We start from the raw sequence: 21,843 nt of genomic DNA, 5'->3' as shown, positions 1-21,843 counted from the left end.
GGTCGCCGCCCGCGGCAACGCCCAAAAACAAAAAAACCGCCCCGAAGGGCGGTTTCTGCAGTCTGCAGCACGCCGAGGGGCGCTGCAGCATAACGCAAGGCAGTGGCCGAGGCTTAGCGCTTCGAGAACTGCTTGGCGCGGCGTGCGGAGTGCAGGCCGACCTTCTTACGTTCGACTTCACGGGCATCACGCGTCACGAAGCCGGCTTGGCTCAGTGCGGGCTTCAGCGTCGCGTCGTAATCGATCAGAGCGCGGGTGATGCCGTGGCGGGCAGCGCCAGCCTGGCCGGATTCACCACCGCCGTGCACGTTGATCTGGATGTCGAAGGTTTCGACATGGTTGGTCAACGCCAGGGGTTGCTTGGCAATCATGATCGAGGTTTCGCGGCCGAAGTACTGCTGAATGTCTTTGCCATTCACAGTGATCTTGCCGGAACCCTTCTTCAGAAACACGCGGGCGACGCTGGACTTGCGACGGCCGGTGCCATTGTTCCATTCACCAATCATTCAAGGCTCCTTAGATTTCCAGCGCTTTAGGCTGCTGAGCGGTGTGCGGATGTTCCGCGCCGCCGTACACCTTGAGCTTCTTGATCATGGCGTAGCCGAGCGGGCCCTTGGGCAGCATGCCCTTGACGGCCTTTTCCAGCGCGCGGCCGGGGTGCTTGGCTTGCAGATCGCGGAAGTTCGTGGCCGTGATACCGCCGGGATAACCCGAGTGGCGGTAGTACACCTTGTCCAGGGACTTGGTGCCGGTGACCTTGAGCTTGGAGGCGTTGATGATGACGATGTAGTCGCCGGTATCAACGTGAGGCGTGTAAATGGCTTTGTGTTTGCCGCGCAGACGGAGGGCAACTTCGCTGGCTACCCGGCCGAGCACCTTGTCGGTGGCGTCAATCACAAACCACTCGTGCACGACCTCAGCGGGCTTTGCGCTGAATGTGGACATGAGTTTCTCTTTTCTAGAGGTGGTTTGGCGGTCCTTTTCCACGGTCGGTGCTTTTCTGATGAAAGCCTCTTAGGTGGGATGTCGCGCTTCGCCGCGGGACCTAAAAATCGCTGCGAAGCCGGCCATTATACAAAATCGACCGCTGCGCAGTGCCCTACTGCGAGTAAAGCTGTCGCCTGCGCTCCTCGGCTTCCTGCCGGCGGCGGTTTTCCACGCAAACGGGATGGTTGGCCAGCCCCGGCTTCTGGCATTGCTCGTGAATGCACAACGGGCGTGCAAAGAAACTGGATGCCTCGCAGGCCTCGTCAGGCCCGGGCACCCTTGCGGGCACCGCAGGGCGTGACGGCGCAGGGGGAGGCGGCGCCGGCTCGGGAGCCGGAGTCACAGGGGCGGGCGCTGGGGCAGGCGCGGTCGCCTCGGCAGCCTTGCGCGCAAGCCGGGGTTTGGAGACGGCCGCCGGCCGGGCCTCAGCCACCGACGCAGCCTCTGGCTGCACTGCCATTGGCGCCGACGCGGGGTCCGCCGCCTCATGCGACACCATCACCACCTCTGCCGGCTCCGGTGCTGGGGCTGGTGACGCAAGTTCCGTGATGATCTCGTTTTCGGGCGTATACCGCGGCGTGCTCTCCCGGCCTCCCCACCACGGACTGCTGGCGATGACCAGCAGCGCCAGAGAGGCAGCCATACCCCACACCAGGCGTGCCCGTCCGCCATGGCCTGCTCTGACAACACGGGGGGCTGATGCATGGCGTGCAGCCTTCTGGGGGCGGGGTGCGCGCGCGTGCGTCGGGTGGCGTGTACCGGTCGGCGCGTCATGTTGCATCTCGCGCGTATCTGCGAAGGCCTGCGTGTCGCCCGCATCGGCAACGGTTTCCGCAAACACGGTCGCAGGCTCCACGGGTGACGCCATGAGGTCTGCCGGCGCGCTAGCCGACGCCGCCACAACGGTGGCGGCCTGCGGCCGGGAATCCTGCGGCTGCGACATCGCCGTGAGGTCGATCATCGGGACTGCCACGCCCTGCGCATCCTTGCTCGAGGGCTCCACCCAGATGGAGCCCAGTTCGGCACGGAAGTCGAACCCGTCCAGTCCCGCGGGCGCAGCCGTCATGCCCATCGTCTGCAGGAACGCGTCGATCGATTGCGGACGGTCTTGCGGCTGCAGCGCCAGGCATTGCGACACCGCATCGACGAACGGACGCGAGTATTCCACGCCGAACTGCTTGCGCACCGTGCGTGCTACGCGGGAGAACGACACCATGCGGTCACGTATGGCGCGCAAGGTGGCGGGCAACGGCGTGTCGTTGCACAGGCAGCCATGCACGACGGCGCCCAGCGAATACAGGTCGCTCCACGGCCCTTGGTGCAGGTGCGATGCCGCGTCCGTGTACTGCTCTATGGGCGCGTAGTTGACTTTGAGCACGGCCGTGTGCTTCTGGTCCCGGTCGCTGATCGCATGCCGCGCGGCGCCGAGGTCCAGCAGCACTGGTGGGCCATGGTCCTGCAGGAAGATGTTGTCCGGCGAGATGTCGCGGTGCAGCGTCTGTCCTTCGTGCAGCACCCGCAACGCGCTGGTGACCGACCACAACACCTTGCGCAGCCATTCCTCGGGGGGCGGCGTGCGCATGTGCGCGCGCGCCTGCTTGAGGGTCAAGCCGCTGTACAGGGGCATGACCATGTAGGCCGTGTGATTGGCTTCCCAGAACCGGAAGACCTTCACCAGCGAGGGATGGTCGAACTGCGCCAGCAGGCGCGCCTCGTCCACGAACGAGGCCAGGCCCGCCTGGAAAGACTGCTCGTCCGACGAGGAACGCACCCAGAGCGAATGCCCGTCCGCGCGGCCCGCCAGGGCGGCAGGCATGTATTCCTTGATCGCGACGAAACGCAGCAGGGAATGGTCGAACGCCTGGTACACCATGCCGAAGCCGCCCACGCCCAGCAGCGCCACGATCTCAAACTCTCCCAACCGGGTGCCCGCCGGGAGGGCGTCGACGTGGTGCGCGACGCTGGCGGGCGTGAAGCGGGGGGGAAGCGAAGACATGGAGGGCGTTGCGGACAAGGGATGCGGATCAGCGAGGGCAGCGAAGTCTAACGAGGAAGCGGAGGAAGCGCCGCAGCACGCCGCAGCACGCCGCAGCACGCCGCAGCGGACGCCATGATGCGCCAGGCAGCCAGGCCGACGCGCAACAAAGCGCATCCTGTCTGCCAAAAACATCACTTCCCGTACCAGGCGGACCCGCATTGTGCCCGCGATGGCGCTGGTTACCATTGGGTGCATGTTCAGTTACCGCCACGCCTTCCACGCAGGCAACCACGCCGATGTGCTCAAGCACACGGTGCTCATTGCCACCTTGCAACACCTTCTACAGAAAGACGCGGCCCTGACCGTTCTGGACACCCACGCCGGCGCGGGCCTGTACCGGCTGGACGGAGACTATGCCTCCACCAGCGCCGAATCCGCGGACGGCATCCTGCGCCTCGTGCCGCCAGCGGCTCTTCCCGCCCTGGCACCCGCGCTGCAGGACTACGTGGACATGGTGCGCGCCTTCAACCAGGGCGATGCCACGCGCGTCTACCCCGGCTCGCCCTTCATCACGCAGCGCCTCTTGCGCGCCCAGGACAAGCTCAAACTGTTCGAGCTGCACCCCACCGACGCCCGCTCCCTCGCAGGCAACATAGCCCAGCTTGAAGCAGGCAGGCAGGTGGCCGTGCTGCAGGAGGACGGTTTTGAGGGCATCAAGAAGTTCATCCCCCCACCGGCCCGCCGCGCGCTTGTACTGTGCGATCCCAGCTATGAAATCAAGAGCGACTACCTGCGCGTGCAGGCGCTGTTGCAGGATGCGCTGAAGCGCTTTGCGACCGGCGTGTATGCCGTTTGGTACCCCATCATTCCGCGGGCGGAGGCGCACGATCTGCCGCGCCGGCTCAAGACGCTGGCCCAGAAGGCGGGCAAGCCCTGGCTGCATGCGACGCTGACCGTGAAATCCAGCAAACTGGCCTCCCCTGCGGCCGGCGAAGGCGCGCGCCGGCCCGGCCTGCCGGCCAGCGGCATGTTCGTGGTCAACCCTCCCTTCACGCTGCAGGGCGTGCTGCGCGAGGCGTTGCCGCAGATGGCGCAATTGCTGGCCCAGGACCGCAACGCGTCCCACACGTTGGAGGTGGGTTAAGCCCCGGGGCAGCGGCGCCCGCACGGTCCCTGGGATGCCGTGGTTTAGCGCCGCCGGGCCCGGCTCTTGCGGGGAGTAGTGCGCGCTGCGCCCTGATTTGTGCGCGCTTGCGCGGCGCCCGCTGGAGCAGCGGCCGGCGAGGCTGCGGGCGTGGACGACGGGTCCAGCTCTGGCAGATCTTCGGGGCAGCTGTCGTCGTCCGGCCCCATGTGCCAGATCTCCACGGGCTTGATACCCAGGCCCACCATGCCCAGTTCCTGCGCCGCGGCCTGGCTCAGGTCGATGACCCGGCCTGGCGCGAACGGTCCGCGATCATTGACGCGCACCACCACCACCTTGCCGTTGACCAGGCTGCGCACGCATACCCGCGCCCCGAAAGGCAACGTGCGGTGTGCGGCGGTGAGTTCCCCACGGTCAAAACGCTCGCCGCTGGCCGTGCGCCGGCCATGCAGGCTGCCGCCGTACCAGGAGGCCAGCCCGCGCCCGAGCAGCACGCCGCTTTCTTCCTCGTCTTCGCGGCCGCGCTCGATCGCGGTATCGGCTTCACGCGGAGAGGACGGTGCCGAGCGCACCCTGCCCTCCTTGCGAGCCCGCGGCGGGGCCGATACGCCGGAGTCGGGTGGGCTGTCCGCCTGCGCGCCCGCCGGTCCCGGCAGCGCCTGCGTCGGGCCAGGTGCTACCACAGGGGGCGCATCGGCGGGTGGCGCTGCGCAACCCGCCAGCACGGCCGCCAACAGCACGCCGGCCAACCACCGTCCCATACGGCCGGGTTGCAAAGGGTCAGAAGTCGCCGCAGCGGGTGATGACGTTGGTCTCAAAACGGCGCAGATCATTGCGTTCACCCGGTGTCAGGTCGGTGCGCGCTCTCTTGGCGGCCAGGATGCGTTTGGACTCCGCGCATTGCAGCGCCTTGCGGCTTTCCTGCTCCTCCTGCGCCAGTTGGGCTTGTTCCTCGCGCTCGCGCTCTGTGCGGCGCTGGCTGCGTGCCTCGCGGCGCTCGCGGTAGTAGCGCGAGGCGGCATCGCTCTCCTCGTCGCTGCAGTCGCGCCGGTATTCGCGCTGCATGCCTGCGATGACGTCGTAGCTGGAGCCGTTGGCCGATGCCCCGCGGATGCTGTTTTGCAGCGTGCGGCAGCGCCCGCTCATGTAGCTCTCGTATTCCGGCACCTCGCGCATCGCACTGCTGCGCCGGGACGGGGTGGGCGCGTAGCTGCGGGGCTCGACGCGTGGCTCCACCGGTCCCGCCGAGACGGCGGTGGTCACCATGCCCTTGGGGCACGGGCGCGCCAGGGTGTAGACGGCGCCCTGCTCGTCGCGGCAGGAATAGCGCGTCTGCGCCGACGCGGGCGATGCCATCGCAAGCGACAGCGTGGTGAACAGCAGGAAGGCAATGACGGGACTCATACCGCAAACGCGCAGGGGATAGGAGGAAGAGGACGGGAAAAAGCTGCCGATATTACCCATCCCCGCTGCTTCAGAGCCCCAGGCGGTCGCAGATTTCCAACGTGGCCGCGCTCTGGTTCATGGTGTAGAAGTGCAGGCCCGGCACGCCCTCGCGGCGCAGTTGCTCGCACAGGTGCGTGACGACATCCAGGCCGAAGGCGCGAATGCTCGCCACATCGTCACCATAGCCCTGCAGGCGCAGGCGGATCCAGCGCGGGATCTCGGCGCCGCAGGCGTCCGAAAAGCGCAGCAGCTGCGACGCGCCCATGATCGGCATGATGCCCGGCACCACGGGCACGTCCAGCCCCAGGCGGCGCACGTCCTGCACGAAGCGCAGGTAGGCGTCGGCATTGAAGAAGTACTGTGTGATGGCCGAGTCGGCGCCCGCGCGCACCTTGGTGGCAAAGGCCTGCAGGTCGGCATCAGACGAACGGGCCTGGGGATGGACCTCGGGGTAGGCCGCCACCTCGATGTGGAAGTCGCGCCCCGTCTCGGCGCGGATGAACGCCACCAGATCGCTCGCGTAATGGAACTCGCCCCCGATGCCGTAGCCACTGGGCAGGTCGCCGCGCAGCGCAACCAGGCGCTTCACGCCCATGGCTTTCAGCTCGGCGAGCTGCGCGCGCACGCCGTCCTTGGTGGCGCCGATGCACGAGAAGTGCGAGGCCGCGCTCACGCCCTCGGCGAGGATCTCGCGCACCGTGCCGAAGGTGCCCGCCTGCGTGGAGCCCCCCGCGCCGTAGGTGACGGAGCAGAACTCGGGCCGGCGCGCATACAGCTGCTGGCGCACGGCGCGCAGTTTGTCGGCGCCCTCGGGCGTCTTGGGCGGGAAGAATTCAAAGCTGACCGGAAAGGCCGTGGAAAGGCTCATGCCTTCCTCCTTGCATGGATGAAGAACTCGCGGTTGCCGTCGCCCCCCTCGATGGGGCTATCGATCCAGGCCACCACGTGCAGCCCCAGCTCCGTGCAGCAGTCTCGGATGCGCTGCTCCACCTGCGGATACAGCTGCGCATCGCGCACGATGCCGCCCTTGCCCACTTGGCCGGGCTGCAACTCAAACTGCGGCTTGACCAGCATCAGCAGCTGGCCCTGCTCTTTCAATAGCGGCACCAGCGCAGGCAGCACCAGCGTGAGCGAGATGAAGGACAGGTCGCCGGTGACGAGATCGAACGCTGGCGTGATGTCCACGTCCTCGCACCCGGGACGGCGGCGGCGCTGCACGGGCAATGAGCCCTCGGCGCGTGCCTTGGCCTTGGCGGCGCGCTCGGCCTTGAAGCTCTCGATCTCATGCTCCTTGGCGTCGTCGCTGTCGTCGTACTCATCGTCCACCATGCCGCCGTTGCGCATCCAGGCGTAGGGGGCCTGGGGCTGGGTGTCGTTGTCTTCCGCGTCCTCGATGACTTCGGACAGCGCCACGTCGCAGGCGTTCTGCAACGCCTCGGGCGTGAGGGCCCGGGCATTCACGCCTTCCACGCAGACCACCCGCGGGTCGGCGCGCAGCCGCTCGTGCAACTGGCCGTGGCCCACGTCCACGCCAATCACCTGGGCGGCGCCATGTGCCAGCAGGCAGTCGGTGAAACCGCCGGTGCTCTGCCCCACGTCCAGGCAGCGCAGGCCAGCCACTTGCATGCCCGTGGCCGCCAGCGCGCCTTCAAGCTTGAGGCCGCCGCGCGAGAGGTACTTGGCCTCCGCAGCGTCCAGCAGCTGCACCTCAACCCCCGCAGGAATGTCGTCGCCGTTCTTGGCCACCTTCTGCCACGGCAGCGTGGGCGCCAGGCGCCACTGCACGCCGGCGGCAATCAACCGCTGGGCCTGCGACCGGGTGGCCGCGTAGCCGCCTTCCACCAGAAATACGTCCGCGCGCATCGCGCTATCCTCTCATATCGATAGCTGGCAGCGCTTGCAGCGAGCCAATTTCAGCAATTTTTCATGCTGAAAACGACTACTGGCAAGCGCAAGCAGCTATGCTTTTTAACAATCAATAGCGGTAGGTGTCGGGCTTGTAGGGGCCCTGCTTCGGCACGCCGATGTAGGCGGCCTGCTCGTCGCTCAGCTCGGTCAGCATGGCGCCCACCTTCTTCAGGTGCAGGCGCGCCACCTTCTCGTCGAGGTGCTTGGGCAGCACGTAGACCTTGCCCACGTCGTAGCCCTCGGGGTGGGTGAACAGCTCGATCTGCGCGATCGTCTGGTTGGCGAACGAGTTGGACATCACGAAGCTGGGGTGGCCCGTGCCGCAGCCCAGGTTCACCAGGCGGCCCTTGGCCAGCAGGATGATGCGCTTGCCGTCCGGGAAGATCACATGGTCGACCTGGGGCTTTATTTCTTCCCACTGGCAGTGCTCTTCGAGCTTGGCGACCTGGATCTCGTTGTCGAAGTGGCCGATGTTGCAGACGATGGCCTGGTCCTTCATGGCCTTCATGTGCTCGAAGGTGATGACGTCACGGTTGCCCGTGGTGGTGACGAAGATGTCGGCCTTGTCGGCGGCCCACTCCATGGTCACGACCTTGAAGCCTTCCATGGCAGCCTGCAGGGCATTGATGGGGTCGATCTCGGTCACCCACACCTGGGCGCTCAGGGCGCGCAGCGCCTGGGCCGAGCCCTTGCCCACGTCGCCATAGCCCGCCACCACGGCCACCTTGCCGGCGATCATCACGTCGGTGGCGCGCTTGATGCCGTCCACCAGCGACTCGCGGCAGCCGTACAGGTTGTCGAATTTGGACTTGGTCACCGAATCGTTCACGTTGATCGCACGGAACAGCAGCGTGCCCTTGGCCGACATTTCCTTCAGGCGGTGCACGCCGGTGGTGGTCTCTTCGGTCACGCCGATGATCTGGGCGCTCTTGCGGCTGTACCAGGTGCTGTCCTCGGCCAGCTTGGCCTTGATGGCGGCGAACAGGATGCGCTCTTCCTCGCTGCCGGGGTTGGCCAGCACGGAGGCGTCCTTTTCAGCGCGCTTGCCCAGGTGCATCAGCAGCGTGGCGTCGCCGCCGTCGTCCAGGATCATGTTCGGGCCTTCGCCCTCGCTGCCCTTGGGACCGAAGTCGAAGATGCGGTGGGTGTAGTCCCAGTAGTCCACCAGGGTCTCGCCCTTGATGGCGAACACCGGCGTGCCGGTGGCGGCAATCGCGGCGGCGGCGTGGTCCTGGGTGGAGAAGATGTTGCACGAGGCCCAGCGCACGTCGGCGCCCAGGGCCTTGAGCGTCTCGATCAGCACGGCCGTCTGGATGGTCATGTGCAGCGAGCCGGTGATGCGCGCGCCCTTCAGGGGCTGCTTGGCCGCGAATTCCTCGCGGATGGCCATCAGGCCAGGCATCTCGGTTTCGGCGATGCGGATCTCCTTGCGGCCCCAGTCGGCCAGGGAGATATCGGCAATCGCGGAGTCGGCTGGGGACTTGAGAACAGCGCTCATGGTGGTTTCCTTGATGGGTATCTGAAAAAACCGCGCCTGGGGGATGGGGCTCACCGCACCGCAAGGCGTGGGTGAGCGTCGTTGCTGGGTATGACTTCCGAGCCTCGCGCCCCGCCGTGCTGGGGACGCTGCAACGCTCCTCGGAAAGTGCAAGATTATACCGGTGCCCCCGCGCCACGCGCCGCGCCGTAGAATCCCCGCCCAATGCCAGGGCGCTCCCGCAGGGTGCGCCCGCCTCTTCTCGCACCGGCCGCAGCGCACCGCGCGGCCCTCACCCAGAATCACTGTGTCGTACGCCCCAGAAACCCGGCGCCGCCGGACTTTTGCCATCATCTCCCACCCCGACGCCGGCAAGACCACGCTGACGGAAAAGCTGCTGCTGTTCTCCGGCGCCATCCAGATCGCCGGCGCCGTGAAGGGCCGCAAGGCCAGCCGCCACGCCACGTCCGACTGGATGGAAATCGAGAAGCAGCGCGGCATCTCGGTGGCGTCGAGCGTGATGCAGATGAGCTACCGCGACCATGTCATCAACCTGCTGGACACGCCGGGCCACAAGGACTTCTCGGAAGACACCTACCGCGTGCTCACGGCCGTCGATTCGGCCCTGATGGTGATCGACGCGGCCAACGGCGTGGAGGCGCAGACGCGCCGCCTGATCGAGGTCTGCCGCCAGCGCGACACGCCCATCATCACCTTCGTCAACAAGATGGACCGCGAGGTGCGCGACCCGCTGGACATCCTCGACGAGGTGGAGCGTGAGCTGGGCATGCCCTGCTGCCCCATCACCTGGCCCGTGGGCCAGGGCAAGAGCTTCGGCGGCATCATCAACCTGCGCACGCAAAGCATGACGGTCTTCCAGCCCGGCAGCGAAAAGCGCCCGCAGGACTTCGAGGTCATTCCTCTTTCCGACGCCGACAAGCTGCGCGCGCGCTTCGGTCAGGCCTTTGACGACGCACTGGAAAGCATGGAGCTGGCGCAAGGTGCCTCGGCACCCTGGGACCATGAAGCCTTCCTGGCTGGCAAGCTCACACCGGTGTTCTTCGGCTCGGGCGTGAACAACTTCGGTGTGATGGAAGTGCTGGATGCGGTGGTGGACATGTCGCCCCCGCCCGGCCCGCGCAAGAGCTCGCTCGTCGTCAACAAGCAGACCGTCGAGAAGACCATCCTGCCCGAAGACAAAGGCTTTTCGGGCGTGGTGTTCAAGGTGCAGGCCAACATGGACGCCAACCACCGCGACCGCATCGCCTTCGTGCGCGTGGCCAGCGGCAAGTACACGCCCGGCATGAAGCTCAAGGTCCAGCGCACCGCCAAGGAACTGCGCCCCACCAGCGTGGTCACCTTCATGAGCCAGCGCCGCGAGGCGGTGGAAGAGGCCTACGCCGGCGACATCATCGGCTTCACCACGCACGGCGGCGTGCAGCTGGGCGACACCATCACCGACGGCGCCAACCTGCAGTTCACCGGCCTGCCGTTCTTCGCACCCGAGATGTTCATGACCGTGGTGCTGAAGAACCCGCTGCGCACCAAGCAACTGCAGCAGGGCCTGATGCAGCTGGGCGAGGAAGGCGCCATCCAGGTCTTCAAGCCCGAGGCCGGCGGCAACATGCTGCTGGGTGCCGTGGGCCAGCTGCAGTTCGAAGTGGTGCAACACCGTCTGAACACCGAATACGACTGCGACATCCGTCTGGAAGCCTGCCAGTACACGGGAGCCCGCTGGATCACTGCCGACACGCCGGCCGAACTGCGCGAGTTCGAGAACGCCTACCCCATGCGCATGGCGCGCGATGCGGCGGACACGCTGGCCTACCTGTGCACGAGCCCATATGACGTACGGCTGGCGCAGGAGCGGTTCCCGAAGATTCACTTCCATCCGCTGCGGGAGCATGCGGGGTTGGCGTTGCAGAACAGTTGACGCGACCCCCATCCGCCATGCTCCCTCTTGCCTCATGGGACGAGTTGGCGCGCACGTGCATCACCGGCGTGCTCACCGACATCGACGACACCCTGACCACCGATGGCGCCATCACCGCCGATGCCCTGCAGGCGCTGGCCGACCTGAAAGCCTCAGGGCTGCACGTCATTCCGATCACGGGCCGGCCGGTGGGCTGGAGCGAGCCTTTTGCCGCTGCCTGGCCGGTGGACAGCATCGTTGCTGAGAACGGTGCGGTGGCGCTGCTGCGGGCGCCCCGAAATTTTGCCCCAAATGGCCTACAGTCCCCGTGCGATAAGCGCGAGCAGCTATTAAAGTTGTATCAACAGGACGCCGCCACGCGCGCCTCCAACTTCGCGCGCATGCAACAGGTGCTGGCCGAGATTGAAGCCGCCGTGCCCGGCGCCCGGCGCGCCACCGACTCGCCCGGGCGCGAGACGGACATCGCCATCGACCACAGTGAATTCACGCACCTGCCCCAGGCGGCCATCGACCAGGCGGTTGCCCTGATGCATGCCGCGGGCATGAACGCCACCGTGAGCAGCATCCACATCAACGGCTGGTTCGGCGCGCACAACAAGCTGGAGGGTGCGCGATGGATCGTGCGCGAGCTGTTCGGGCGTGATCTGGACGCCGAGCTGGAGCGCTGGGTCTACATCGGTGACTCCACCAATGACCAGCTCATGTTTGCGCACTTCCCGCACAGCGTGGGTGTGGCCAATATTGCGCGTTTCGTGCCCCAACTGCAGCATCTGCCGCGCTATGTGACGCAGGGCGAGCGCGGGGCAGGGTTTGCAGAACTTGCGCAATCCTTGCTCGCCATCAACGATCGCTGACATCGACCGTCCAGGTGCGCGTTGCACTACCAAAACACCACCGGGGCTTCACAACTCGCCTTCTAAAATGACCCTTTTCACAAAAAGGGTTACACCATGGCAAGGCGCATTCCCGCAATGCTGGCGCTGGCGTTGTTCGCCGGGCTGGCGTGGCAACCCGCGGCGATGGCCCAGGCCGGCCGCAGCAAGGTGGACATCGACACGCGCTTGCAGCAAGCCATGGCGGACCCCAAGCTGGCCGACGAGCTCTACAAGGTGGGCCGCAAGGTCTCGGCGGTGTGCGCCAACTGCCATGGCGACGGAGGCAACAGCACCAAACCCTCGGTACCCAACCTCGCGGGCCAGAACCCGGCCTATCTGTTGGAGCAGGTGCGGCAGTTCGCGGACGGGCGCCGCCGCTACGAGTTCATGGAAGGCATGATCCGCGCGATGAACAGCGACGAGAAGATCGGCATGGTGCTCTTCTACGCCGCGCAGCCCGTCACTCCCAAACCCGTGGCGGACGCAGCGCTGCTGGCCAAGGGGCAGGAGATCTTCGGCAAGAACTGTTTTCGCTGCCATGGCGACATGGGCCGGGGCAACGACCAGATCGCACGCATTGCCGGCCAGCAGACCGACTACCTGCGCAGCACTCTCAAGCGTTACCGCGACGGCCCAAATACGCGCGCCAATTCGATCATGACGCCCAACACCAAGCTCCTCACGGACGCCGACATCGAGTCGCTCGTGGCGTACGTCTCGTCGATGCAGTGAAGCACCGCCCGCTCGGGCGGGGCGATCACAGCTTGTACGTGGACAGCAGGATGCTGGTTTCGGTGCGCGCGATGCCCGGCGTGAGCCGAATGCGCGTGAGCGCCAGGTCGAATTCCTCCAGGCTCTGCGCATGCAGCTCGGCCACGATGTCCCAGCGGCCGTTGGTACTGTGCAGCGCGCCGACCAGCGGCTCTCCACGCAGGGCGCGAATCACGTCAGGCGCCGCGTTCCCTTGCACTGCAATGCTCATCCAGGCGCGGATCCGGTGGGGCTCCGACTCGGGGCGCAGCCGCACGGTGTAGCCGACGATGACGCCCTCTTCCTCCAGCCGGCGCAGGCGGTTCTGAACGGTGCCGCGGGCCACGCGCAGACGTACGGCGAGCGCCGCCACCGGCATGCGTGCATCCGCACGCAGCAGCGCAATGATCTCGCGGTCGACGTCGTCCATGTTGCGCATACTGCCACGGGTTGCTGGCGAAACGCCAGTTTTTTGCGCTTATTGAGCAGTTTGTAGGCTGGCCGCAAGCGCAGGGCCTGTCCACAATGGGGAAACACGTTGGACCGACACCATGACACGCCTCATTGATTTGCCGACCCTTGCTGCCTTCGTGCATGAACGGGGTGCCGCACGCTGCATGACCGAGCTGGCGACCGAGCTTCGCGCCGACTTCCTGCGTTGGGAGTCTTTTGACAAGTCCGCCCGCACGGCCAGCCATAGCCCGCGCGGCGTGATTGAGCTGATGCCCGTGGCTGACGATGCGCTCTACAGCTTCAAGTATGTGAACGGCCATCCCGGCAACCCTGCCAGCGGACTGCCTACAGTGATGGCCTTCGGCGTGCTGGCGGAGGTCCGTACAGGCTATCCGCTGCTGCTGTCGGAGCTGACGCTGACCACGGCGCTGCGCACCGCTGCCACGTCGGCGCTGGCGGCGCAGGCGCTTGCACGACCCGGCAGCCGCCGCATGGCGCTGATCGGCAACGGCGCACAGGCGGAATTCCAGGCCCTGGCCTTCCACGCGTTGTTGGGCATCCGCGAACTGCGGGTGTACGACACCGACCCCGCCGCCACCGACAAGCTGGTGCGCAACCTGGCGCACGTCGATGGCCTCACCGTGGAGCGCGCCGCCAGCACGGCCGAGGCCGTGCGCGGCGCGGACATCGTGACCACGGTCACCGCCGACAAGAGCCGCGCCACCGTCCTCACTCCCGCGATGGTGGAACCCGGCATGCACCTGAATGCCGTGGGCGGCGACTGCCCCGGCAAAACGGAACTGCACCCCGATGTGCTGCGCGGGGCGCGCGTGGTCGTGGAATACGAGCCGCAAAGCCGCGTGGAGGGCGAGATCCAGCAATTGCCCGCGGACCATCCCGTTACCGAGCTTTGGCGGGTGCTGCGCGGCGACGCGCCGGGGCGCACGCGGGCCGACGAAGTCACGGTGTTTGATTCCGTGGGCTTTGCGCTGGAGGACTACTCCGCACTGCGCTACCTGTACCAGCAGGCCCAGGCGCGCGGCCTGGGTGTGGATGTGGAGCTGGTGCCCACAGACGACCCCAAGGACCTGTTCGGCCGCACGCGCGGCGCTGGCGCCCAAGGCCGCACGCGGCTGCGGCGCGTGGCTTGACCGACTCAAGCCAAATCAGGCTCTAACACCCATCCATAAAGCGCTAGCAGCTATCAAAATAAAAGCAAAAGGCGCCAATGGCGCCTTTTGCCCTTTTGCCCTTTTGCCCTTTTGCTTTTGTACGCCACCCGGGCAAGCCTGGGCCACGGCCCATCCCACTGGCGCGCCCCGGACCATGGCAGCCGTGGGCCGGGCTCTGCCCTGCCGCCGGCTGCGCCCCCTCCTGCAGCGCAGCGCTGCGAGTGTGGGGGAAGGCGCGAAGCGCCTCAGGGGGTGTGCAGAATCAATGCTGCAGGATCTTGTTGAGGAAGTCCTTGGTGCGCGGCTGGCGCGCCTCGGGGTTGCCGAAGAATTCCTCCTTCGAGCAGTCCTCCAGGATCTTGCCGCCCACGTCCATGAAGATCACGCGGTTGCTCACCTTGCGTGCGAAGCCCATCTCGTGCGTCACGCACATCATGGTCATGCCCTCCTGGGCCAGGCCCACCATGACATCCAACACCTCGCCCACCATTTCGGGGTCCAGCGCCGAGGTCGGCTCGTCGAACAGCATCACGATGGGGTCCATCGACAGTGCGCGTGCGATCGCCACGCGCTGCTGCTGACCGCCCGACAGCTGGCCGGGGAACTTGTCCTTGTGCGCCGTCAAGCCCACGCGCTCCAGCATCTTCAGGCCGCGCGCCTTGGCGTCGGTGGGGTTGCGGCCCAGCACCTTGATCTGCGCGATGGTCAGGTTCTCGGTCACCGACAGGTGGGGGAACAGCTCGAAGTGCTGGAACACCATGCCCACGCGGCTGCGCAGCTTGGGCAGGTCGGTCTTGGGGTCGTGCACGGCCACGCCGTCCACGAAGATCTCGCCCTTCTGGAAGGGCTCCAGCGCGTTGATGGTTTTGATGAGGGTGGACTTGCCGGAGCCGGAGGGCCCGCAGACCACCACCACCTCACCCTTCTGGATGTTCGTGGAGCAGTCCGTGAGCACCTGGAAGCTGCCGTACCACTTGGAAACGTTCTTCAGTTCAATCATTGCAATTCCTTGGAACGCCGCTTCAGCGAATGATGGCGATCTTCTTGTGCAGGCGCTTGACCAGCCAGGACAGCGCGTAGCAGAGGATGAAATAGACCACGGCCGCGGCCAGGTAGGCCTCGATCGGGCGGCCATAGTTCTTGCCCGCGATCTCGAAACCCTTGAGCATGTCGTAGGCACCGATGGCGTACACCAGCGACGTGTCCTGGAACAGGATGATGGTCTGCGTGAGCAGCACCGGCAGCATGTTGCGGAAGGCCTGCGGCAGCACCACCAGGCGCATGTTCTGCCCGTAGGTCATGCCCAGCGCCTGCCCCGCGAACACCTGGCCGCGCGGGATGGACTGGATGCCGGCGCGCATGATCTCGCTGAAGTAGGCGGCTTCGAAGGCGATGAAGGTCACCACGGCCGACACCTCGGCGCCGATGGGGCGACCGATGATCATGGGCACCAGCAGGAAGAACCACAGGATCACCATCACCAGCGGAATCGAGCGCATGCCGTTGACATAGATGGTGGCCGGCACGTCCAGCCACTTCTTGCCCGACAGGCGCATGAGCGCCAGCACCGTGCCCAGCAGGATGCCGCCCACGGTGGCGATCACCGTCAGCACCAGGCTGAAGTACAGCCCCTTGATCACGAAGTTGCTGAACAGCTCCCAGGTGAAGAAGGACCAATCGATATTCAGGTTCATATCAGTGTCCTCCCCCGCCTGCGGCAATCAGGCCCGGCACCCGCGTGCGCTTTTCGATGAACGCCATGATGCGGTTGATGGCAAAGGCCGAGATGATGTACAGCGCCGTGACGGCCAGGTACACCTCGATGCCGCGTGAAGTCTCTTCCTGCGCCTGCATGGCGAACATGGTCAGCTCGGCCACCGAAACGGCAAACGCCACCGACGAGTTCTTGAACACGTTCATGGTCTCGCTGGTGAGCGGCGGGATGATGATGCGAAACGCCATCGGCAGCAGCACGTAGCGGTAGTACTGGAACGTGGTGAAGCCCAGCGCCATGCCCGCATAGCGCTGGCCGCGCGGCAATGCCTGGATGCCCGAGCGCACCTGCTCGGCGATACGCGCCGAGGTGAAGAAGCCCAGCGCAAACACCACCAGCACGAAGCCCGGCAGCGATTTCATGGCCGGGAAGATCGACGGCACCACGTGGTACCACACAAAGATGTGCACCAGCAGCGGAATGTTGCGAAACAGCTCGACCCAGGCGTTGCCCAGGCGCACCGTCCATGGACGGCCTTCCAGCGTGCGCAGCGTGCCGACCAGCGAACCGACCACCAGCGCAACGGCCAGCGACAGCAAGGAAACGGATACCGTCCAGCCCCAGGCTGACAGCATCCAGTCGAGGTAGGTGATGTCGCCGTTCTTGCCGAAGCAGCTTTGACCGACCTCTTGGGTAATGGTGTCCTGGCAGAACACCTGCCAATCCCAATTCATAGGAGCACCCCTTCTATTCTTCGATCCGTGTTGCCGCGGCGGCACATGGCGGCGCTGGCGCAACAACAAAAAACGCCCCTTCGGGCCCAGAGGCCGAAGGGGCGATGCAATGCAAGCCGATTACTTGACTTCGTACGACTCCATAGGCTTGTCGTTGGGGTGGGCCCATGCGTTCTTCGTAGCTTCGGACAGCGGCAGGCCGATCTTCACGTTGGCCGGCGGGATGGGCTGCATGAACCACTTGTCGTACAGCTTGGCCAGAGAGCCATCGGCAATCTGGCGCTTGATGGAGTCGTCCACGGCCTTCTTGAAGGCGGGATCGTCCTTGCGGATCATGCAGGCGATGGGCTCCACCGACAGCACTTCGCCCACGATCTTAAAGTCAGAGGGGTTCTTGGACTTGGAGATGTTGGCCGCCAGGATGGAGCCGTCCATGATGAAAGCGTCGGCACGGCCCGTCTCCAGCATCAGGAAGCTGTCGGCGTGGTCCTTGCCCATGACTTCCTTGAAGTTCAGGCCATCGGCGCGCTTGTGCTTGCGCAGCGTCTGCACGGAGGTCGTGCCCGTGGTGGTCACGATGGTCTTGCCGTTCAGGTCCTTGATGCCGGTAATGCCCGACTTGGCGTTCACGGCAATGCGCACCTCTTCCACATAGGTGGTCACGGCAAAGGCCACTTCCTTCTGGCGGGCGGTGTTGTTGGTGGTGGAACCGCACTCGATGTCCACCGTGCCGTTGGTCACCAGCGGAATGCGGTTCTGCGAGGTCACCGGCTGGTACTTGATCTCCATGTTGGCCAGGCCCAGCTGCTTCTGGATGTCGGCCAGGATGCGCTCACCCATCTCGGTGTGGAAGCCCACGTACTTGCCGTTGCCCAGGGTGTAGCCCAGGCCCGAGGACTCGCGCACGCCCAGCGTCACGGCACCCGTAGATTTGATCTTGGCCAGGGTGTCGTTGGCCTGTGCGAACGCGCTACCAGCGGCCAGGACGGTAATGGCTGCGGCCAGCAAATGCTTCTTCATGAATATCTCCTTGTGGGTGAAGCGAAAAGCGAAGTGTATTGAAATCGAACGACCGTTCTGAGGAACCGATGGCGGTCAAGCCACACCCTGCGGCGCGTTCAAGACAGGGGCGTATTGTGGGTTCAGAAGGGGACCTGATCGGTAGGGTATTTCCAGAAGTCCCGCAGCAGGTAGCTCACGGGCAGGTTCAGCGCACGGTTGGTAGGCGCAATGGGCTGCATGAACCACTTGTCGTAGATGGCGTTGATCTCATTGCTCACGATCAGGCGGCGCATCTCCTCGTCCACCAACTTCTTGAACTCGGGATCGTTCTTGGGAAGCATGATCGCCAGCGGCTCGGTGGTGACGAAGCGGCCCACCACCTTCAGCGCCTTGGGGTCGGGGCGGTTGGCCGCCAAGCCATACAACAGCACATCGTCCATCACGAAGGCGTCGGCCTGGCCCTTCTCCACCATGACCACCGCGGCCTCATGGTCGGGCGCCTCCACCATCTGGATGCGCATCAGCCGTTCGCGGTTGGCCTGCTCGGCCGCTTTGTAGGGCGTCGTGCCTTTGGTCGACACGAGCTTCTTGCCTTCCAGATCCTCCATGCGCGTCACCGTGCTGGCCGCGGGCACCAGCAGGCGCGCACCCGTGATGAAGTGCGGAATGGTGAAGGCCACATCCTTGCGGCGCTCGGCGTTGTTGGTGGTGGAGCCGCATTCCATATCGGCCTTGCCGGTCTTCACCATCTCAATGCGATTGGCGGGTGTCACCTGCACCAACTGCACCGGCATGTTCTTCATGCCGGTCTTCTTGCGCACCACTTCGGCGATATGCAGGCACAGGTCCAGGGCGTAGCCCATGGGCTTGCCCTCGTGCACGTACGAAAACGGCACCGACGATTCACGGTGCGCCAGCACCAGCGGTCCGCCGCCGCGCACACGCTCCAGCACCCCTTGGGCTTGCGCGCCCACGGCGCAGCACAGCGCCACCGCGGCGCCCAGCGCCTTCCATCCTTGCTTGCAATTCATTCAGAGGGTCTCCCTTGTGCATGGCTTAGCAATCTCCGCACCAGGTGCGCGCCATGTTTCGGTGCGACCGTGCGTTGCCACATTTAGTTTCAAAGACTGTAATGTCGCGTGACCACGCAATCCAATGCCAGGGATGTGGGTTTGCATGCAAGACTTGCATGCCAAGTGTGGTGCGCCCGCGTCAGATGGGGTTCTGTCCGGCGCGCGTCTGCAGGTACGTCCACAGGGACTGGGCCAGGCCCTTGGCAGGCTCCTTGCGCGAGGGCTTTTCGCGGTAGGCGCGCACTTCCATCACCATCTGCAGGTCCTGCGCGTCGGGCGGCGCCGCGCTCAGGAGCTTGCGCGAACGCAGCTCCTTCTTCACCGCGCTGTAGGGCAAGAAGGCGACGCCGTGCCCTTCCAGCGCCATGGCCTTCAGGCCTTCGGCCATATCCGTTTCGTACACGCGGTCCAAGTGGATGGCCGTCCCCGCCTGCTTGAGGATCAGCTCCGTCACGCGCCCCAAGTAGGCCCCCGGCGCATACCCCAGGTAGGGCAGCGGCTCGCCAGGCCGGCCCGGCAGGCAAAACAGCGGCTGACCATCAGCGCCCGCCTTGGCGTAGGGGGCCAGGACCTCCTGCCCCAGCGTCACCATCTCGTAACGGTCCGGGTCCAGTTGCAGGGGCTGCGATGGGTGGTGGTAGGAAATGAGCAGATCGCAGCCGCCCTCCACGAGGCGCATCACCGCGTCGTGCACATTCAGGGCGATCAGCCGGCTTTTGAGCGGGCCGAAGTCCGCCCGCAACGCCGACACCCAGGCCGGGAAAAAAGTGAACGCCAGCGTATGCGGCACGGCGAACTCGATCATGTCGGTGCCCGCGCTGGTGTGCGCGCGCAGCATGGCGCGCGTGTTCTGCAGCGCCTGCAGCACCTCCAGCGCCTGGTCGTACAGCGTGTTGCCCGCGGCCGTCAGCCGCGTGGGGTAGGAACTGCGGTCCACCAGATCGGTGCCGGCCCAGGCCTCCAGCGCCTGGATGCGCCGCGAAAAAGCGGGCTGTGTCACATGGCGCAATTGCGCCGAGCGGCTGAAGCTGCGCGTTTCTGCCAGGCTGACGAAGTCTTCGAGCCATTTGGTTTCCATGGCCCGCATTATCGATGCGCCCAGGCAGGCCTTCTCCCCCTGTTGAGCGCGACTGGCCCGCCCCAGCACCCTCCTGGGGAACACCCTGCGGCGGAGCACCGTACGTTTGATTGCAAATAGGCCCCCTCGCGCCCACAGCGCAATCCTTCGACCAGGCCCCTGGTGCACAACACCGGAGGGCAGAGCGGCCAGCCTTTCATGTTCGACTTTTCTGTTCTCTGCCCCCATGTCCTCCCTACCTACCCCCGGGCCGGCCGACGATGCCGCCCCGGATGGCGCGCGCGTCTCTAGCGCCCCCGCCTCCAGCGAACCCCGTTCCCTGCGCATCGAGGACTGGCTCACCGTCATCGTCATGGCGCTGCTGGCGCTGATCACGTTTGCCAACGTGCTCGTGCGCTATTTCACCAATTCGTCCTTTGCCTGGACCGAGGAGCTCTCGGTCTTCCTGATGATCGTGCTGGCCCTGGTGGCTGGCTCTGCCGCCGTGGCGCGCGACCGCCACATCCGCATCGAATTCTTCTGCGACAGCGGCTCCGCAGCCCGCCGCCGCCGGTTGGCACAACTGGGCGCACTGCTGGTGGCCGTGCTGTTCGCGGTGATCGCCGTGCTCAGCGTGCGCGTGGTCTGGGACGACTACCGCTTCGAAGAAACCTCGCCCGGCATCGGCGTGCCGCAGTGGTGGTACTCGGTCTGGCTGCCCATCCTCTCGCTGCTCATCACCTGGCGCGCCATTGGCCTGCTGATCCGCCGCACGCGCCAGCCGGACGTGGAGTTTCTCGGCAATGACGCAGACGACAACGGAGAGCGCCAGCCATGATCGCCACGCTGCTCTTCGTCGCCTTCCTGGTGCTGATGTTCGTGGGTGTGCCCATCGGCGCCGCCCTGGGGTTGGCCGGCGCCGCCGCCATTGCGCTGGCCAATGCCGAGACGCAGTGGTTTGGCCTGCTCGCCGTGCCGCAGAACTTCTACGCCGGGCTGGGCAAGTACCCGCTGCTGGCGATTCCCATGTTCGTGCTGGTGGGCTCGATCTTCGACCGCTCGGGCGTGGCGCTGCGCCTGGTGAACTTTGCCGTGGCGATCGTCGGGCGCGGGCCCGGCATGCTGCCGCTGGTGGCGATCGCCGTGGCCATGTTCCTGGGCGGCATCTCGGGCTCGGGCCCTGCCAACGCGGCGGCCGTGGGCGGCGTGATGATTGCGGCCATGAGCCGCGCGGGCTACCCGGGCAGCTTCTCGGCCAGCGTGGTGGGCGCCGCAGCGGCCACGGACATCCTGATCCCGCCCTCGGTGGCCTTCATCATCTACTCGGTGCTGGTGCCCACGGCGTCGGTGCCGGCGCTGTTCGCGGCCGGCATGGTGCCGGGCGTGCTGGCGGGCGTGGCGCTGATCGCCCCGGCCGTGTGGATGGCCCGCAAACACAAGATGGGCGCGCTCGAATCGTCCATGCCGCGCCCGCCGTTCTGGAAGAGCCTCAAGGAAGCCTCCTGGGGCCTGGCCGCGCCGGTGCTGATCCTGGGCGGCATGCGCGCGGGCTGGTTCACACCCACCGAAGCCGCCGTGGTGGCCGTGTTCTATGGCCTGTTCGTGGGCATGGTGATCCACCGCACCATTCGGGTGCGCGACCTGTTCACCATCCTGCGCGAAGCGGGCGAGCTGTCGGCCGTGATCCTGATCGTGGTGTCGCTGGCGGGCATCTTCGCGTTCTCACTGTCCACACTGGGCGTGATCGACCCGGTGGCCAACGCCATCGTGAACTCCGGCCTGGGCGAATACGGCGTGCTGGCGCTTTTGATCCTGCTGCTCATCACCGTGGGCATGTTCCTGGACGGCATCTCGATCTTCCTGATCTTCGTGCCGCTCTTGCTGCCCATCATGCAGCACTACCAGTGGGACCCGGTGTGGTTCGGCGTGATCCTCACCCTGAAGGTCGCACTGGGCCAGTTCACGCCGCCGCTGGCCGTGAACCTGATGGTCAGCTGCCGCATCGCAGGCGTGCGCATGGAGTCCACCGTGCGCTGGGTCGGCCCCATGCTGCTGGCCATGTTCCTGGTGATGGTGGCCGTGATCGCCTTCCCGCAGCTGGCCCTGTGGCTGCCTGCCCAGCTGGGCTATTGATTCGTTC

At 65.8% G+C, this 21,843-nt stretch carries 22 protein-coding genes and 1 riboswitch; of the genes, 7 read left to right on the top strand and 15 right to left on the bottom strand.

Annotation, left to right across the window (positions count from 1 at the left end; translation table 11 throughout):
• Positions 1-113: 113 nt before the first annotated feature.
• From rpsI to PCQ86_RS03925, 3 genes are all read right to left on the bottom strand, one after another.
• On the bottom strand, positions 114-506 hold the full coding sequence (gene rpsI, locus PCQ86_RS03935) for a 30S ribosomal protein S9 (protein WP_011804080.1): 393 nt from the start codon (positions 504-506) through the stop codon (positions 114-116).
• Between the two features lie 10 nt (positions 507-516).
• Entirely contained in the window at positions 517-945 is a 429-nt protein-coding gene (rplM, locus tag PCQ86_RS03930) for a 50S ribosomal protein L13 (RefSeq protein ID WP_011804079.1), read from the bottom strand.
• A gap of 154 nt (positions 946-1,099) precedes the next feature.
• The gene (locus PCQ86_RS03925) at positions 1,100-2,983 is read right to left on the bottom strand and encodes a serine/threonine protein kinase (RefSeq protein ID WP_270174916.1); all 1,884 of its coding nucleotides are present in this window, start codon (positions 2,981-2,983) and stop codon (positions 1,100-1,102) included.
• A 235-nt stretch (positions 2,984-3,218) separates the two neighbouring features.
• On the opposite strand from PCQ86_RS03925, the gene PCQ86_RS03920 reads away from it, so the two are divergent.
• Positions 3,219-4,109, top strand: coding sequence for a 23S rRNA (adenine(2030)-N(6))-methyltransferase RlmJ (locus tag PCQ86_RS03920; protein ID WP_270174915.1), 891 nt, complete (start codon positions 3,219-3,221; stop codon positions 4,107-4,109).
• 44 nt (positions 4,110-4,153) lie between these two features.
• On the opposite strand, the gene PCQ86_RS03915 is transcribed toward PCQ86_RS03920, so the two are convergent.
• The 5 genes from PCQ86_RS03915 to ahcY form a co-directional block, all read right to left on the bottom strand.
• On the bottom strand, positions 4,154-4,870 hold the full coding sequence (locus PCQ86_RS03915; RefSeq protein ID WP_270174914.1) for a septal ring lytic transglycosylase RlpA family protein: 717 nt from the start codon (positions 4,868-4,870) through the stop codon (positions 4,154-4,156).
• A gap of 19 nt (positions 4,871-4,889) precedes the next feature.
• Entirely contained in the window at positions 4,890-5,513 is a 624-nt protein-coding gene (locus PCQ86_RS03910; RefSeq protein WP_231403454.1) for a DUF4124 domain-containing protein, read from the bottom strand.
• Between the two features lie 70 nt (positions 5,514-5,583).
• Entirely contained in the window at positions 5,584-6,423 is an 840-nt protein-coding gene (metF, locus tag PCQ86_RS03905) for a methylenetetrahydrofolate reductase [NAD(P)H] (protein ID WP_012655616.1), read from the bottom strand.
• The gene (locus PCQ86_RS03900; RefSeq protein ID WP_220638495.1) at positions 6,420-7,418 is read right to left on the bottom strand and encodes a TlyA family RNA methyltransferase; all 999 of its coding nucleotides are present in this window, start codon (positions 7,416-7,418) and stop codon (positions 6,420-6,422) included. The genes metF and PCQ86_RS03900 overlap by 4 nt, the downstream gene beginning before the upstream one ends.
• 112 nt (positions 7,419-7,530) lie before the next feature.
• Positions 7,531-8,961: an adenosylhomocysteinase gene (ahcY, locus tag PCQ86_RS03895; protein WP_270174913.1), complete on the bottom strand. Its 1,431-nt coding sequence runs from the start codon at positions 8,959-8,961 to the stop codon at positions 7,531-7,533.
• A 66-nt stretch (positions 8,962-9,027) separates the two neighbouring features.
• A riboswitch (S-adenosyl-L-homocysteine riboswitch) is annotated at positions 9,028-9,109 on the bottom strand.
• Positions 9,110-9,247: 138 nt separating this feature from the next.
• On the opposite strand from ahcY, the gene PCQ86_RS03890 reads away from it, so the two are divergent.
• The 3 genes from PCQ86_RS03890 (at position 9,248) to PCQ86_RS03880 (ending at position 12,480) form a co-directional block, all read left to right on the top strand.
• Positions 9,248-10,873 (top strand): peptide chain release factor 3, encoded by a 1,626-nt coding sequence (locus PCQ86_RS03890; protein ID WP_270174912.1) that lies wholly within the window; start codon positions 9,248-9,250, stop codon positions 10,871-10,873.
• 17 nt (positions 10,874-10,890) lie between these two features.
• Complete coding sequence (locus tag PCQ86_RS03885; protein ID WP_270174911.1) at positions 10,891-11,727, top strand: HAD-IIB family hydrolase; 837 nt, start codon at positions 10,891-10,893, stop codon at positions 11,725-11,727.
• 96 nt (positions 11,728-11,823) lie between these two features.
• Entirely contained in the window at positions 11,824-12,480 is a 657-nt protein-coding gene (locus PCQ86_RS03880; RefSeq protein ID WP_011804069.1) for a c-type cytochrome, read from the top strand.
• Positions 12,481-12,505: 25 nt separating this feature from the next.
• On the opposite strand, the gene PCQ86_RS03875 is transcribed toward PCQ86_RS03880, so the two are convergent.
• The gene (locus PCQ86_RS03875; RefSeq protein ID WP_012655610.1) at positions 12,506-12,937 is read right to left on the bottom strand and encodes an Lrp/AsnC family transcriptional regulator; all 432 of its coding nucleotides are present in this window, start codon (positions 12,935-12,937) and stop codon (positions 12,506-12,508) included.
• A gap of 112 nt (positions 12,938-13,049) precedes the next feature.
• Between PCQ86_RS03875 and PCQ86_RS03870 the strand changes: the two genes are divergently transcribed.
• Complete coding sequence (locus PCQ86_RS03870; RefSeq protein ID WP_270174910.1) at positions 13,050-14,102, top strand: ornithine cyclodeaminase; 1,053 nt, start codon at positions 13,050-13,052, stop codon at positions 14,100-14,102.
• A gap of 283 nt (positions 14,103-14,385) precedes the next feature.
• Here PCQ86_RS03870 and PCQ86_RS03865 read toward each other — a convergent pair whose 3' ends face one another.
• The 6 genes from PCQ86_RS03865 to PCQ86_RS03840 form a co-directional block, all read right to left on the bottom strand.
• The gene (locus tag PCQ86_RS03865; RefSeq protein ID WP_011804066.1) at positions 14,386-15,123 is read right to left on the bottom strand and encodes an amino acid ABC transporter ATP-binding protein; all 738 of its coding nucleotides are present in this window, start codon (positions 15,121-15,123) and stop codon (positions 14,386-14,388) included.
• Positions 15,124-15,145: 22 nt separating this feature from the next.
• On the bottom strand, positions 15,146-15,817 hold the full coding sequence (locus PCQ86_RS03860) for an amino acid ABC transporter permease (protein WP_011804065.1): 672 nt from the start codon (positions 15,815-15,817) through the stop codon (positions 15,146-15,148).
• Between the two features lies 1 nt (position 15,818).
• Complete coding sequence (locus PCQ86_RS03855) at positions 15,819-16,571, bottom strand: amino acid ABC transporter permease (RefSeq protein ID WP_011804064.1); 753 nt, start codon at positions 16,569-16,571, stop codon at positions 15,819-15,821.
• A gap of 120 nt (positions 16,572-16,691) precedes the next feature.
• Positions 16,692-17,591 carry a transporter substrate-binding domain-containing protein gene (locus PCQ86_RS03850; RefSeq protein ID WP_270174909.1) on the bottom strand — a complete coding sequence of 300 codons (900 nt, stop codon included), beginning with the start codon at positions 17,589-17,591 and terminating at the stop codon, positions 16,692-16,694.
• Between the two features lie 122 nt (positions 17,592-17,713).
• The gene (locus tag PCQ86_RS03845) at positions 17,714-18,604 is read right to left on the bottom strand and encodes an amino acid ABC transporter substrate-binding protein (protein WP_270174908.1); all 891 of its coding nucleotides are present in this window, start codon (positions 18,602-18,604) and stop codon (positions 17,714-17,716) included.
• Positions 18,605-18,785: 181 nt separating this feature from the next.
• The gene (locus PCQ86_RS03840) at positions 18,786-19,724 is read right to left on the bottom strand and encodes a LysR family transcriptional regulator (RefSeq protein WP_011804061.1); all 939 of its coding nucleotides are present in this window, start codon (positions 19,722-19,724) and stop codon (positions 18,786-18,788) included.
• A gap of 226 nt (positions 19,725-19,950) precedes the next feature.
• Between PCQ86_RS03840 and PCQ86_RS03835 the strand changes: the two genes are divergently transcribed.
• Together PCQ86_RS03835 and PCQ86_RS03830 are read left to right on the top strand one after the other, a co-directional pair.
• Positions 19,951-20,541 (top strand): TRAP transporter small permease, encoded by a 591-nt coding sequence (locus PCQ86_RS03835; RefSeq protein WP_012655605.1) that lies wholly within the window; start codon positions 19,951-19,953, stop codon positions 20,539-20,541.
• Entirely contained in the window at positions 20,538-21,836 is a 1,299-nt protein-coding gene (locus tag PCQ86_RS03830; RefSeq protein ID WP_270174907.1) for a TRAP transporter large permease, read from the top strand. The genes PCQ86_RS03835 and PCQ86_RS03830 overlap by 4 nt, the downstream gene beginning before the upstream one ends.
• Positions 21,837-21,843 lie beyond the last annotated feature (7 nt).

Source organism: Diaphorobacter sp. ED-3, assembly GCF_027625375.1.
In the GTDB taxonomy this organism is placed as follows: Bacteria; Pseudomonadota; Gammaproteobacteria; order Burkholderiales; family Burkholderiaceae_C; genus Diaphorobacter; species Diaphorobacter nitroreducens.
Note: the sequence above shows the minus strand (reverse complement) of the source record. Positions and strands in the feature narration are given on the sequence as shown.